At 57.6% G+C, this 13,756-nt stretch carries 12 protein-coding genes; 6 read left to right on the top strand and 6 right to left on the bottom strand.

Features of this window, described 5'->3' with window-relative positions:
• Positions 1-39: 39 nt before the first annotated feature.
• Positions 40-2,796 carry a DNA gyrase subunit A gene (gene gyrA, locus AC13DE_RS18655; protein WP_483048680.1) on the top strand — a complete coding sequence of 919 codons (2,757 nt, stop codon included), beginning with the start codon at positions 40-42 and terminating at the stop codon, positions 2,794-2,796.
• A 165-nt stretch (positions 2,797-2,961) separates the two neighbouring features.
• Here the strand turns inward: gyrA and AC13DE_RS18650 are convergent, their stop codons facing one another.
• The 4 genes from AC13DE_RS18650 to AC13DE_RS18635 all read right to left on the bottom strand — a co-directional run bounded on the left by AC13DE_RS18650 (position 2,962) and on the right by AC13DE_RS18635 (position 7,029).
• On the bottom strand, positions 2,962-3,294 hold the full coding sequence (locus AC13DE_RS18650) for a hypothetical protein (RefSeq protein ID WP_446297753.1): 333 nt from the start codon (positions 3,292-3,294) through the stop codon (positions 2,962-2,964).
• Between the two features lie 300 nt (positions 3,295-3,594).
• Positions 3,595-5,070 carry a carboxypeptidase M32 gene (locus AC13DE_RS18645; protein WP_483048679.1) on the bottom strand — a complete coding sequence of 492 codons (1,476 nt, stop codon included), beginning with the start codon at positions 5,068-5,070 and terminating at the stop codon, positions 3,595-3,597.
• Positions 5,067-6,221 (bottom strand): heme A synthase, encoded by a 1,155-nt coding sequence (ctaA, locus tag AC13DE_RS18640; RefSeq protein WP_483048678.1) that lies wholly within the window; start codon positions 6,219-6,221, stop codon positions 5,067-5,069. Before ctaA ends, AC13DE_RS18645 begins: the two co-directional genes overlap by 4 nt.
• 55 nt (positions 6,222-6,276) lie before the next feature.
• Positions 6,277-7,029: an RNA methyltransferase gene (locus tag AC13DE_RS18635; RefSeq protein ID WP_483048677.1), complete on the bottom strand. Its 753-nt coding sequence runs from the start codon at positions 7,027-7,029 to the stop codon at positions 6,277-6,279.
• Between the two features lie 145 nt (positions 7,030-7,174).
• Here AC13DE_RS18635 and AC13DE_RS18630 point away from each other — a divergent pair, with 145 nt between their 5' ends.
• Positions 7,175-7,795, top strand: coding sequence for a thiamine phosphate synthase (locus AC13DE_RS18630; RefSeq protein WP_446312731.1), 621 nt, complete (start codon positions 7,175-7,177; stop codon positions 7,793-7,795).
• Between the two features lie 15 nt (positions 7,796-7,810).
• Here the strand turns inward: AC13DE_RS18630 and AC13DE_RS18625 are convergent, their stop codons facing one another.
• Positions 7,811-9,148 (bottom strand): HupE/UreJ family protein, encoded by a 1,338-nt coding sequence (locus AC13DE_RS18625; RefSeq protein WP_483048676.1) that lies wholly within the window; start codon positions 9,146-9,148, stop codon positions 7,811-7,813.
• Here AC13DE_RS18625 and AC13DE_RS18620 point away from each other — a divergent pair.
• The 4 genes from AC13DE_RS18620 to AC13DE_RS18605 all read left to right on the top strand — a co-directional run bounded on the left by AC13DE_RS18620 (position 9,147) and on the right by AC13DE_RS18605 (position 12,711).
• Positions 9,147-9,965, top strand: coding sequence for a DUF4198 domain-containing protein (locus AC13DE_RS18620; protein ID WP_483048675.1), 819 nt, complete (start codon positions 9,147-9,149; stop codon positions 9,963-9,965). The genes AC13DE_RS18625 and AC13DE_RS18620 overlap by 2 nt on opposite strands.
• A 112-nt stretch (positions 9,966-10,077) precedes the next feature.
• Entirely contained in the window at positions 10,078-10,962 is an 885-nt protein-coding gene (locus tag AC13DE_RS18615; RefSeq protein WP_446297760.1) for a PfkB family carbohydrate kinase, read from the top strand.
• Positions 10,959-11,873: a pseudouridine-5'-phosphate glycosidase gene (locus AC13DE_RS18610; protein ID WP_446297762.1), complete on the top strand. Its 915-nt coding sequence runs from the start codon at positions 10,959-10,961 to the stop codon at positions 11,871-11,873. The genes AC13DE_RS18615 and AC13DE_RS18610 overlap by 4 nt, the downstream gene beginning before the upstream one ends.
• Positions 11,874-11,961: 88 nt before the next feature.
• Positions 11,962-12,711, top strand: coding sequence for a DUF502 domain-containing protein (locus AC13DE_RS18605; protein WP_483048674.1), 750 nt, complete (start codon positions 11,962-11,964; stop codon positions 12,709-12,711).
• On the opposite strand, the gene AC13DE_RS18600 is transcribed toward AC13DE_RS18605, so the two are convergent.
• Complete coding sequence (locus tag AC13DE_RS18600; protein ID WP_446297764.1) at positions 12,704-13,735, bottom strand: patatin-like phospholipase family protein; 1,032 nt, start codon at positions 13,733-13,735, stop codon at positions 12,704-12,706. The two genes, AC13DE_RS18605 and AC13DE_RS18600, sit on opposite strands and share 8 nt — an antisense overlap.
• Positions 13,736-13,756: the final 21 nt, after the last annotated feature.

Genomic DNA, 13,756 nt, shown 5'->3' with positions numbered 1-13,756 from the left:
ACCGCAAGATATAGAACCAGCAAGAGCTAGGCAGATTACGTGACTGACACGCCCGAACCCCCTGAAAATGATGATGAAATTCCGGCAGAGCGCCCAGTGTATGATGGGCCTTCTGTTACGATCGAACATGAGATGCGCACATCCTATCTGGATTATGCGATGTCCGTCATCGTCTCGCGCGCCATCCCCGACCTGCGTGACGGCCTGAAACCCGTTCATCGTCGCATCATCTATTCGATGTATGAAAAAGGCATCACCCACGACAAAACATACCGCAAATCCGCGAAATCGGTGGGCGATGTCATGGGTTCATATCACCCGCATGGGGATAGTGCGATTTATGACGCCCTGGTGCGCATGGCGCAAGATTTCTCGATGTCACTGCCGCTGATTGATGGTCAAGGTAACTTTGGTTCAATGGACGGCGATAGCGCTGCGGCCATGCGCTATACGGAATCGCGCCTGGACAAGGTCGCGTCTTTCATGACCAGCGATCTGGACAAGGAAACCGTCAACTTCATCGACAACTACGATGGCAAGGAACGCGAACCCACTGTTTTGCCTGCACGTTTCCCGAACATGCTGGTCAACGGTGCAGGTGGTATTGCCGTGGGTATGGCGACGAATATCCCGCCGCATAATTTGGGCGAAGTAATCGATGCCTGCCAAGCCTTGATCGAAAACCCCGACCTGACGTCGGAAGAGCTGATCGAGTATATCCCCGGCCCTGACTTCCCGACCGGCGGCATCATGCTGGGCCGATCCGGCGCGCGCAAAGCCTATCTTGAGGGGCGCGGCAGTGTAATCATGCGTGCCAAGACCCGGGTCGAGGAAATTCGCAAGGACCGCTTTGCGATCATCATCGACGAGATTTGCTATCAGGTGAATAAATCCACCATGATCGAAAAAATCGCGGAACAGGTGCGCGAGAAGAAGATCGACGGGATTGCGCACGTACAGGACGAATCTGACCGTAATGGCGTGCGGGTAGTGATCGAGCTGAAGCGCGATGCGACAGCCGAAGTCGTGATGAACCAGCTTTACCGCTTTACTCCGATGCAAACCTATTTCGGCTGTAACATGCTTGCGTTGAATGGTGGCCGACCAGAACAGCTGACCCTTCGCAAGTTCCTGACCTACTTTATTGATTTCCGTGAAGATGTGGTGGCAAGGCGCACGGCGTTCTTGTTGCGCAAGGCACGCGAGCGCAGTCACATCCTGTGTGGTTTGGCCGTCGCCGTGACAAATATCGACGAAGTGGTCGCCACGATCCGATCATCTGCCGATGCGGCCGAAGCCCGCGAAAAGCTGATGACCCGTCGCTGGCCCGCGGAAGAGATCCTGCCCTACATCGCCTTGATCGATGACCCGACCCACACGGCCAATGACGACGGAACCTATAACCTGTCCGAGGCGCAGGCCCGCGCGATTTTGGAGCTGCGCTTGCAGCGGTTAACCCAGATCGGCGTCAAGGAAGTCACTGACGAACTGGAAGAGCTTGCCAAGAAAATCAAGGAATACCTTGAAATTCTGGGGAGCCGCGACCGGATCATGGGCATCATTTCGGACGAACTGGCCGAGGTGAGAGATCAGTTTGCCGTTCCGCGGCGCACCGAGATCGTTGATTGGTCCGGGGACATGGACGACGAAGACCTGATTGCCCGCGAAGACATGGTCGTGACTGTGACGTCCGGTGGCTATATCAAACGGACTCCGTTGATCGACTTCCGCAGCCAACGTCGCGGTGGCAAAGGCGTGTCGGGCATGCAGACCAAGGAAGAGGACGTCGTTACCACCCTCTTCGTCGCCAATACCCATACGCAGCTGTTGTTCTTCACTACGGATGGCATGGTCTACAAGCTCAAGACTTGGCGCTTGCCGCAGGGCAGCCGCACATCAAAAGGCAAAGCGATTGTCAACATCCTGCCGATTCCGGTCGGTGTATCTATCGCCGCCATCATGCCGGTTGATCGTGATGAGAAAGACTGGGATGATTTGCAGGTCGTATTCGCGACTTCGGCAGGTACAGTGCGCCGAAACAAGCTGTCGGATTTCACAAACGTCATGCGCAACGGCAAGATCGCGATGAAATTCGAAGATGATCACGCAACAACCACTTTGATCAATGCCCGCATCGCGTCCAATGATGATGACGTCATGTTGGTTACCAACTCGGGTCGGGCGATTCGCTTTCCGGCGACAGACGTGCGCGTCTTTAACAGCCGCGCCTCGGTCGGTGTCCGGGGTATCAAGCTTAACGGCGACGATAAGGTCGTTTCCATGTCGATCCTCCGTCACTTCGACGCAACCTCTGACGAACGCTCTGCCTATCTCAAGATGAGGCGGGCAGTTGCCGGGCTTGCCGACGATGCGGACACGCCTGCCGAGGATGAGGAAGTAGATGCAAATGCCACGATCTCGCAGGAACGTTATGCGCAGATGTCTGCTGCGGAAAATCTTCTTCTGACAATCAGCGAAAAAGGGTCGGGAAAATTGTCGTCCAGCCATGATTACCCGGTACGTGGCCGAGGCGGGCTTGGTGTCGCGGCGATGGACAGGGCAATGCGCGGCGGCGACATCGTCGCTTCCTTCCCGGTCGAACTGGACGACCAAATCATGCTGGCCACGTCCAAAGGCCAGTCGATCCGTGTACCAGTAGAAGGGATCTCCTTCCGGTCACGGAGCGCAGGAGGTGTAAAGGTATTTGACACAGGCCGCGGGGAAGTCGTGGTAAGTGTGGCCCGTATTGCTGACCAAGGCGATGCGACCGTCGAAACGGATGCAGACGACGCCTAGGGCATTCCGCAAAAACCGTAAAAAGGCCGCGTAGTTGTAATACTGCGCGGCTTTTTCATTTGTAGAGGAAAATTCTCAGGGGATGAAAATGCAAGGCAAAAAAAATGCGCCGCTATCAAGCGGCGCATCTTAAATATGGCTTAACGTAACTGAAAGACTAACGGATTACGGTGTAGTCGTTGTGGTGGTGGTTGCGTCATCATCGTTGTTTGCAATCAGGCCAACAGCTACTACAACTGCTGCGGCTACGCCGATCGCGGCAGGGCTCATGGCATTAAAACCGGCAGCACCTGGTTGGATGCAACGACGGGCCAGAACACCATCGATAGTAGTCGCAGGGGCACATGCGTATGTGATGCCGTTTGCACCGACAACAGTATCAGGGTAACCGGCAACACCTGACGCACCGATAGAAGCATCTACCTGTGTTGTAACCTGCGCGGAAACCGCGCCTGCCGTCATCAAAAGGGCTGCTGCGAAGGCTGTAAAACGTTTCATTTTTGATCTCCAGATTATAATCAAATACATATTAGCTCTAATATTACATAGTCAAGCCACCATGGCAAATACCTAAAACGCGATCTGCATCGGAATTTACGGTAACTTGGAACGTTCTTAAACCAGCCTTACACTTCTCTTCCCGGGATGCCAAGTCATTTCGAGAGTTCGCAATCTCAAAACTGATCAAAGTACACAAAAAAAACCTGTGATTATTTGGATTTAGGCGATTTAAACACGTGTAGCTCTCTAGAAACCTGCATTATCTGGGTCGACCTTTCGCCAGATAAAGCTGGCGTATTAAAGGCTGTAGAGCTGGCTGAACTTGCGTTGCAAATATGCCAGCAAAGGCGCCTCAGTGACGGGCTTTCCGGCCGCTTGCGCAATCAATTGCCGGGGTTCGTGGAAACCGCCGTGAACCTGCACCTTTTGCCTTAGCCACCCCGTTGCGGCAGACGTGTTTCCGCGGGCCAAATCGGCGTCCAACGTCTGGATTTCCTCCCGCAGCGCATCATAGAGACATCCAGCATAAACATTCCCCAATGTATATGTCGGGAAATAACCAAACAAACCGACAGACCAGTGTACGTCCTGCAGCACCCCGTTTGACGGCTTGTCGACCTCAAAACCGAAATCAGCGCTGAAGCGATCATTCCAAGCGGCCTCGAGCTCGCTTACCTGAAGGTCCCCCCGCATCAACGCTCGCTCGAGGTCAAAGCGCAACAAAACGTGCAGGTTATACTGCAATTCATCAGCTTCGGTGCGAATATAGCCGTCGGAAACTTTATTGACGATGCGGTAAAATACATCCTCGTCTGCCACGCCGAAATCACCAAATGCGTCACGCATCTGACCATACAACCAGCCGGTAAAGGCGCGGCTCCTGCCCAGCTGGTTTTCATATATCCGGCTTTGGCTTTCGTGGACCCCCATCGACACCCCAGCCCCCAACGGTGTCAGTAAATAAGCTTTGTCGATACCTTGTTCGTAGCATGCATGTCCGACCTCGTGGATCGTGGAATAGAAGCAATTGAAGGGGTCAACCTCATTGGTCCGTGTGGTAATCCGCACGTCCAGCCCAGACCCGCTAGAAAACGGGTGCACGGCTTTATCCACGCGCCCCATGCTCATGTCATACCCAAAGGTCTTGGCCAGTTGTCGCGTCAACCTCATCTGCGCGGCTTCGTCGAACCGCCCCGCCAACTGGGGGGGTGCCTCAGCTTCTCGGACGGCTTCGCGCAAGTGTGACAGTTCGGGCCGTAACGCACCAAACATCGCCTCAAGCTCCGCGCCGGTTGCACCCGGTTCATAGTCATCCAACATTGCATCGTAGACGTCGCCGCCCGCGGCCAACGCCAGCCCCTCTTCACGCTTCAGGGTAATGACCTCTGACAACGTGGGCGCAAAGGCCTGAACGTCTTCGGCGGCCCGTGCTGCGGCCCAAATACCCTGCGCTTCCGATGTGACGCGCGCGAGGCGAGATGCCAAAGCCGCCGGTACCTTGATGGCGCGCTCGCGACTGCGGCGGATGTGGCGAAGTTGGGCGCGCCCGACATCGTCCAGATGCGCTTCGTCGATCATCGCAAGCCACTCCCCAACCTTCGGATCGACCCGCCGTGCATGCAGTACGGTTTCCAAAGCTGCCGTTTCTTCTGCTCTTTGCGGGGCTGCGCCGCGCGGCATCACGGTTTCCTGATCCCAACTCAAGCGGCCTGCCACCTGGGCCAAAGCTTCGGTTTCGCGCTGGAACGCCATCAGGTCATCAAAGGCAGTCATCGTTTATGTCCTCTCAGGGATGTTGGAACGGGATAACCGCTCAAAAATCTGGCCCGCAGGATCAAAACCCACACCACAACTGCAAGCGCCTGATGCACAATCGCGATATGTACCGGTGCCGCGTTCAAAACAGTCACAATGCCCAACGCGACCTGCGCGACCATCGCGATCAGCATCAGATTGAACGCAGCCCGGGTTGTGCCATGCGCCGACTTTCGGCCCTTTAACCAGACCACGATGGCAAAAGCGAACAACAGATACCCCGTCATGCGATGCATGAATTGCACAAGTCCCGGATTTTCAAAGAAATTTCGCCAAACCGGAGCGATATTGAACGCATCGGGTGGAAAAAACTGTCCCTGCATGAGCGGCCAATCGATAAAAAACCGCCCCGCATCAATACCTGCCACCAAAGCGCCCAGAAGTATCTGGAGAAAAGCAAAGTGCAGCAACCCGGTGGACATGCCAAACAGCCTGCGCTCTTTCGTACGGCGCGCCTGCATCAGATCCCGTTCGGTCCGCCCAAGCAGTAATGCATACCATGTGATTACCCCCAGAATGATGAACGCCAGACCCAGATGGGTGGCAAGCCGATAGCTCGCCACGTCAAGAACCGCTTGGCCAACGGTCACCCCGGACGACACCATCCACCAGCCAATCGCCCCTTGCAGCCCGCCAAGCCCCCCCAGCAGCAGCAACCGCCCGGTCCAGCCGACCGGTATCTGCCGCCGCACCAGGAACCACAGGAAGCCGAGCGCCCAAACGATACCGATCAGACGGCCAAGCTGGCGATGCCCCCACTCCCACCAGTAAATCGCCTTAAAATCAGAAAGTTGCATCCAGGAGTTTTGCACCTGAAACTCGTCGATCGCCTGGTATTTCGCAAACTCCGCCTGCCAATCGGCCTCACTCAAGGGGGGCATGGCTCCGGTAAATGGCTTCCATTCGGTAATGCTTAACCCGCTATCGGTCAGCCGCGTCAACCCGCCAACCGCTATCATCACGAAAACAAGGGCAAACAACACGAAAAGCCACAGGCGAATGGCGCCCCGCGCTCCTCCTCTTCCCCTGTCGATCATCCCGGTATCTGCGGGCGGACGCACGACCTGCGCGTCGCCTACTTCTTCGAAAAGCTTACGTTTCTCGGCCATGTTGCCTCTTATCCGCTGGTTTCTACGCAGAACTAAGCCACAAGCCCCCAAAGGTCTAGCCGCGCTCTTTCCAACGTACCATCTGTCGCAGGGTACCATGCAGCGTTTGCACATCCGCCCGCGTCAGTGGCAGACGTGACCACATATTGCGCAGATTGACCTTCATGCTGGCGGCCTTGTGCTCGGGGTAAAAGAAACCGGCCGCATCCAGCCGGTCTTCAAAATGCCGCGCTAGATGCTCGATCTCACTGTTTTCAGCCCACACAGTACCGGCCATTTCCACCTGTTCGGGAACGACCGCACCTTGTGCCCGCATCCACTCATAGCCCATCAATAAAACGCATTGCGCAAGGTTAAGCGACGCAAACTCGGGGTTCACAGGTACCGAAACAAGGGCATTGGCGCGCGCTATGTCATCATTCTCCAACCCGGCCCGCTCCGGCCCGAACAAGACCGCCACCCTTCGACCCTGGGAAATCAGTTCCGCCGCCCTGGTCATCGCCGCTTCAGGGCTGAAAACCGGCTTGGTCAAATCACGACTCCGCGCCGTTGTCGCGAACACGAATGCCGCATCGCCCACCGAATGCGCCACATCATCATGAATCACAGCCTGGTCCAGCAATCGTCCGGCACCCGACGCCAGCGCCACGGCTGACGGGTTCGGCCAGCCGTCACGCGGTGCAACGATCCGCATCTGGTCCAACCCAAAGTTCCACATGGCCCGCGCAGCGGCACCGATATTCTCACCCATCTGCGGGCGCACCAACACAAACGCCGGTATCTTGGGATTTTCCAAACTGTTTTCCATTTTCGCCTCATATCCCCCACCACCAGCCGTCGCAAGCAGGCCGGCCTGTTCCAAATGGTAAAAAATCCTCGCCGAAGGCATAAAAGTTTTTCTTTCCCGTGCCGATCCGCTAATTGACGCGCAACAATGCAAAGGACAGCCCGCCATGGATACGCCCGATCAACCGCAGCTTTACCTTATTACCCCGCCCGAGATCGAACTCTCCGCCTTTCCCGACCTGTTGGCGCGCGTCTTGGATGTGCACCCGGTTGCCTGCGTGCGGCTCGCCCTCAGCACCCGCGACGAAGACCGCCTCCTGCGCGCGGCCGACGCCATGCGGGGGGTGACCGATGCCCGTGACATTGCTCTGGTGATAGCCGATCACACATTGCTTGCTGAACGGATCGGGCTTGACGGTGTACACCTGACCGATGCTGCGCGCTCTGTCCGTCATGCGCGCAAAACCTTGGGGGAAGACGCGATTGTCGGCAGCTTTTGCGGCGGCTCGCGGCACGACGGCATGGCCGCTGGCGAAGCCGGTGCCGACTATATCAGCTTCGGCCCGGTGCTCGCCTCGGCGCTGGATGACGGAAGCCATGCTGAACTGGACCTGTTTCAGTGGTGGTCCGAAGTGATCGAAGTGCCGGTTGTTGCCGAAGGCGGCCTGGATACAGACCTGATCCGCAGCCTCGGCCCCTACACGGATTTTTTCGGTGTCGGAGAAGAGATCTGGAACACTGACGACCCGGTGTCGGCTTTGGCGGATCTCATCGCCGCGATGAACTAAGCCTCGCGGCGGGTGTTACAGGAACACCCGCTCGACAAACCAATACGCTCCGACAAGCGCGATGCCGATCGAGGCCGGCACGGCCACGAAACGTCGATATGGCTCTGCGGTATGCCGAAACTGTACCGACAGAAAGCAAGCGCCGAAAATCAAAGCCCCGGGGATCAGGAACAGTGTGACCGGCGCATCCAGTACTTGGGCGAGCCGCGGCATCGGCATCAGGCTCAGCCCCAGGGCCACAGCGGCCAACGTCAGGTACAACACTTTCGCCATCCGCTCCGCGCCTTGTCCCCGCGCCACTCGCAGTGCCTGCCAGACACAAAGAAAGATGATCGCGATGACCGTGAGCTGGCCAATCTCGACCCCGATATTAAAGCCGATCAGTGCCGGAATGAATTGATCTTGCGGCAGACCGAACGCGCCAAGCACCGATGCAAAGCCAAGCCCGTGAAGCAAGCCAAATCCGAAGATCACCAAAGGACGCCACCGCGACAGTCTGGAAGTGAAAATATTCTCGACTGCGACATAGACAATCGACGCGGCTATCAGCGGCTCGACAATCGACGCAGGCACCGCCACCCAGCCCATGGCACCAAGTGCCAGCGTGACGGTGTGGGCAGCGGTGAAAGCCGACACCTGCCACAGCAACGGGCGGATATGGCTCGAGAGAAAGAACAGTCCCAAAACGAACAAGATATGGTCCAGGCCCTTGGGAACAATATGGTCGAAGCCCACAGGGATATAGGTCGTGAAAGCCTGCCATGCAGTTTGCTGGCCACCGCCACCCAAAACGATCTCGGGGCTTTGGCTCCCTCCCTCCAGATACCCGGTATAGGGTTCCTCGACGCCTTGCTGGCGCACCACCAGCGCCCCCGCCCCCGCTGGCCAGGATACCACGATGCCGTTTGTCGCGGGGGGCACAGGTGCCGACAGTTCCCATTGCGCGACACGCGGCAGGCTCATGTTCACATCTTCGGGAATGGTGATCGACACTGTTTCCAGCACCGCGGGTTGTCCGTCGGCCCGCAGCACCGGCAATTTGTTCCAGGTGTCAAGCAGTTCAGGCGCACGCGCCGCGATCTGGCCCGCGGGCTGCGCCCGCAAACTGTCGTAATCCCCTGCATTTTCAGCGTTATTTGTATCGACCACCGTATCCAGGTCGATGCCGGCCAGAAACGCTTCGAGGTTGATGCGCAGCGTCAAATGGGCGCTCCCGTCCGAAACCGACAGGTCCGCGATGGTTGGCATGACCTCATGCGCGCGGACGCCTCCGCCGGACCCCGCGAACACGGCACTTGACAAAATCAGCGCATAGGTCAGCTTTACCATCAGATTAGAAAAGGTCTTGCGCATGTTTTTATCCCGTTTTGTTATCGCAGTCGTCTGTGCTGTATCAGCTTCCGCGGCCACGGCGCACGAATATTGGCTAGAGGCACCCGCATATCAAGTACAGCCCGGTGCGGAAATGACAACCGACTTGCGCAACGGCCAGCTTTTCGACGGGGCCAAGCTCCCGTATTTTCCCAATCGCACCAACCGGTTCGATCTCAGCTTTGAAGGCAAGGTCGTGCCGGTCGCGGGTCGTCTGGGCGACATCCCCGCGTTGCGTATTATCGCTCCGCCGCGCGACGGATTGCTGACCGTGGTTCACGAGGCATCGCCGACCTCTCTGGTGTACGACGACTGGGAAACCTTTGTCGGCTTCACCGAACACAAGGACTTCAGAACCGCCGTCGCCGAACACCAGGCAGCGGGATATCCGCAAGACCACGTGCGCGAACGCTACAGCCGCTATTCAAAAGCGCTGATCGCGGTCGGCGACGGGCGGGGCAACGACAGCGCGATGGGTATGGAAACCGAATTGACGGCAATCACCAACCCCTACGACGCGGATTTTAACGATCAGATGGAAATCGCTCTGACCTATCAGCAGGCTCCCCGCCAGGACGTGCAGATCGAAGTCTACGAACGTGATGCCGACAAACAGGTCACGGTTACCAAATACCGTACCGATGATAACGGCCACGCGACGTTTCCGGTGGTCCCTGGCATGACTTACATGGTTGATTCAGTCGTGCTGCGCCCTGCCCCCGATGTGGGTAAGACCAAAGACAGTCCGCAATGGGAAAGCCTTTGGGCATCCCTGACTTTCGCGGTTCCCCAGAAATAGTCGGTTGCGCGCCTTGTCGCTACAGCGCACCACACCACCGCTGCGCTCTGCCGTACAACCCATCCCCTAACGGGGCTTGCGCAACCAGCCTGGTCTGGGCACAAGGTGCGCCATGAGGGACGTACCAGACATACTTTGCATCGGCTCTGTGCTGTGGGACATAATCGGCCGTGCCGATACTGCCATGCGCCAAGGTTCTGATATGCCGGGGCGGATCACCCGACTGCCGGGCGGAGTGGCGTTGAACATCGCAATGGCGCTGGCAAGGTTCGGCATGTCGCCCGCCTTGATCAGCGCGGTCGGGCGCGACACCCAAGGCGATGAACTGATCGCCGCATGCATACTACGCGGGCTCAACACGGACTACATCTACCGATCCGATGATTTGCCGACCGACCGCTATATGGCTGTCGAGGGTGCGAACGGATTGATCGCCGCGATCGCCGACGCCCATTCTCTCGAGGCCGCGGGCGACAAGATCTTGCGACCGCTTGCAGATGGCACATTGCCCGGACCATATCACGGTGCGGTGGCATTGGATGGAAACCTGACGCTGGAACTGCTTTCGATAATGGCCCACAGCCCGTTGCTGGCTCAGGCGGACCTGCGTGTCGCGCCTGCATCCCCCGGCAAGGCCCTGCGCCTGGTGCCCTTTCTTCAGGCCAGCCGCGGAACATTATACGTGAACCTAGAAGAAGCAGCGTTGCTGTGCCAGACGGAGTTCGGTGATTCCCGCACGGCGGCACGTGCCTTGCTGGATCGCGGGGCGGTGCGCGCGGTGGTTACCGACGGCGGCAATTGCGCCACGATGGCCATGACCGATCGTCTGGTGACCCAAAGCCCGCCCTCTGTCACCGTTGCCCGTATCACCGGCGCGGGCGATACCTTTATGGCCGCGCATATTGCCGCCGAACTTCACGGGGCCGACCCTGAGGCGGCGCTGGCGCAAGCGCTGACTGCCGCAGCGCAGTATGTTTCAGGAGAAACGAAAATATGATCCCCTTATCCCGGTCTGTTGAAGTTGCGAAAGCCCATGCCGAAGGCCGCCCCATTGTCGCTCTGGAGAGCACGATCATCACTCATGGCATGCCCTATCCCCAGAACCTCGAGGTCGCCCGCCTGGTCGAGGCCGATGTGCGCGGTGCCGGGGCCACCCCTGCAACCATCGCGGTCGTGGCCGGGGTCCTGCATATCGGGCTGGAAGACGATCAGCTTGTTCAGCTTGCGCAGGCAAGCAACGTGGCCAAGCTTTCACGCGCAGACATCGCTGCGTGCATCGCCACCAAGGGCACCGGTGCCACGACCGTCGCCGCGACCATGATAGCCGCCCACTTGGCCGGGATAGAGGTGTTCGCCACGGGCGGCATTGGCGGCGTACACCGCGGTGCCGAGGAAAGTTTCGACATATCCGCCGATCTGATGGAGCTTGCCCAGACGCCGGTCACCGTGGTTGCTGCCGGGGCCAAGGCGATTTTGGATGTGCCCAAAACCCTTGAGGTGCTGGAAACCCAAGGTGTGCCGGTAATCACGGTTGGGCAAGACAGTTTTCCTGCCTTCTGGAGCAGAACGTCATCGCTGAAGTCACCGCTGCGGATGGACAGTGCAGCGCAAATCGCGTCTGCTCATAAAACCCGCATAATGATGGGGTTACGGGGTGGGCAGTTGATCGCGAACCCCATTGGTGCAGCAGACGAAATTCCAGCCGGCCAGTTGGCCCCGATCATTCAAGCCGCCCAAGCGGAAGCTGATGCCCAAGGGGTCAAAGGCAAGGACGTGACCCCGTTTCTGTTACAGCGCATCTATGAACTGACCGAGGGCCGGTCATTGACTGCGAATATAGCGCTGGTGCGCAACAACGCACGCTTTGCGGCTGAAATTTCCACAATTCTTGCAATAAAAGACACATAAAGTTCAATTATATGGGGGCGTTCCATTGTAGCGGGGTATCAAACGCCCTAGCTCTGACCTGTTAACTAGTTAGAAAACAAAAACTGCAATGAATACGCCTTTTACGCCGCCAACTATGCCCACGCCGCGCCGGACGATGTTCGCGCGATTGCGGGCGTCTTTTCTGACCGGTCTGGTGGTTATTGCCCCTGTTGGTCTGACAATCTGGTTGATCTGGACCGTGATCGGCTGGATCGACGGGATTGTGCTTCCGATGGTGCCTGTCGCGTATCACCCTGACAGGTTGATCCAGACCTATTTCGGGCTCGACCCATCCGCGCAAATCAACGTGCGCGGCATCGGGGTGGTCATATTCTTGTTCTTCACCATTGTCGTGGGGTGGCTTGCCAAGGGGATTATCGGGCGCTCATTCATTCGTTTTGCCGAAAGTCTGGTAAACCGCACACCGGTGGTCCGGACAATCTATTCCGGTATCAAACAGATTTCGGAAACTATTTTCGCACAGACCGAGCGGAGCTTTGAGACAGCTTGCATGATCGAATACCCGCGCAAAGGCATGTTCGCCCTCGGGTTCATCTCGATCCCCGCAAAGGGAGAGATTGCGACACGCGCCGGTGAGAGCAGGCAGTTGATCGGTGTTTTTGTTCCAACCACACCCAACCCGACGTCGGGTTTTTTGTTGTTTGTGCCGAAAGACGAAGTCATGGAGCTCGACATGACTGTCGAGGACGCCGCGAAACTCGTGATTTCAGCCGGTCTGGTCTATCCGCCTTCGCGCAGCACCGCGATCCATGAACTGCCGCGCAACAGTGTCAACGACGTACTGCCGCCTAGCTGAACATCTTGACCAGATCGACAGAGCTGCGCACCCCGACATGGTCGATATCGCCTTGCAAGAAGCTGTCGGCCGAGGCGCGGCCCGCTTCTTTCAAGGCTTCGATAACAAGCGGATTGGGAAAGGATTTCGTGACTGTAGACAACTGAGACATCATGTCATCGTCTGAAATCATGTGGATCCGCACGCGGCTCATCGTACCCTCTTGGATCATCCCGTGGTCCAGCAGATGCTGGACAAATTCGATCGCGCGCAGTTCGCGCAGCAGGCTCGAATTAAAGCTGATCTCGTTGATGCGGTTCTGAATTTGCTGCGGTGTCGTAGGTAGGGCATCGCGTTCAAGCGGGTTGATATTGATGATTACGATATCATCGGGCAGGTCCCGCGAAAACAAAGGGAACAGCGCCGGGTTTCCGGTATAGCCACCGTCCCAATAAGCTTCTCGTCGCCCGGTCTTGGGGTCGTCAATCTCAATCGCCTGAAACAAGGTGGGCAAGCAGGCCGAGGCAAGCAAAGCATCCGGCCCGATCTCATCCCCATGAAAAACCCTGATCTTGCCATCGCGCACCCGGGTCGCGCTGACAAAAAAGCGTGGTCCCTGAACCTTGCAGACATGATCGTAGTCAAACGCTTCGACGATATCCTGCAACGGGTTCCGGTATAGCGGACCGTAGGCATAAGGCGAAAGAATCTGCGTCACTGCGGTGCTCATCGCGACGGGAAAGCTGTATGCCATCGCCTGACTGATCGCGCCCAGACCAAACGGGGCCATCCACCCGCTCAGATGCAGATCGCCAACCGCCGAAACCTTGGCCCAAAGCCAGGCCAGGTTATCGCGGGCGGCTTGCCTGCCGCCCTTGACCATACCGGCTTTCAGCGCTGCTCCGTTCAGAGCACCGGCAGACGTTCCCGAAATTCCGCAAACCTCGAGATCGTTCTCTTCGAGAAACCGGTCCAGCACTCCCCATGTATAGGCACCGTGTGCGCCGCCCCCCTGCAACGCCAGATTAATACGCTTTTTAGTCACGCCGATCCCCCGTCCCGTGGA

The sequence above is a fragment of the Sulfitobacter sp. L-8 genome (assembly GCF_056859255.1).
The sequence above is the reverse complement of the archived record's forward strand: the minus strand, read 5'-3'. Positions and strand labels throughout refer to the sequence as shown.

What these genes read in the sequence shown, in the direction of transcription:
- AC13DE_RS18625 (WP_483048676.1), bottom strand. Translation starts at nt 9,148, where the DNA reads ATGCGCAAGACCTTTTCTAATCTGATGGTAAAGCTGACCTATGCGCTG.
- AC13DE_RS18615 (WP_446297760.1), top strand. Translation starts at nt 10,078, where the DNA reads ATGAGGGACGTACCAGACATACTTTGCATCGGCTCTGTGCTGTGGGAC.
- AC13DE_RS18635 (WP_483048677.1), bottom strand. Translation starts at nt 7,029, where the DNA reads ATGGAAAACAGTTTGGAAAATCCCAAGATACCGGCGTTTGTGTTGGTG.
- AC13DE_RS18605 (WP_483048674.1), top strand. Translation starts at nt 11,962, where the DNA reads ATGAATACGCCTTTTACGCCGCCAACTATGCCCACGCCGCGCCGGACG.
- AC13DE_RS18620 (WP_483048675.1), top strand. Translation starts at nt 9,147, where the DNA reads ATGTTTTTATCCCGTTTTGTTATCGCAGTCGTCTGTGCTGTATCAGCT.
- AC13DE_RS18610 (WP_446297762.1), top strand. Translation starts at nt 10,959, where the DNA reads ATGATCCCCTTATCCCGGTCTGTTGAAGTTGCGAAAGCCCATGCCGAA.
- ctaA (WP_483048678.1), bottom strand. Translation starts at nt 6,221, where the DNA reads ATGGCCGAGAAACGTAAGCTTTTCGAAGAAGTAGGCGACGCGCAGGTC.
- AC13DE_RS18650 (WP_446297753.1), bottom strand. Translation starts at nt 3,294, where the DNA reads ATGAAACGTTTTACAGCCTTCGCAGCAGCCCTTTTGATGACGGCAGGC.
- AC13DE_RS18645 (WP_483048679.1), bottom strand. Translation starts at nt 5,070, where the DNA reads ATGACTGCCTTTGATGACCTGATGGCGTTCCAGCGCGAAACCGAAGCT.
- AC13DE_RS18630 (WP_446312731.1), top strand. Translation starts at nt 7,175, where the DNA reads ATGGATACGCCCGATCAACCGCAGCTTTACCTTATTACCCCGCCCGAG.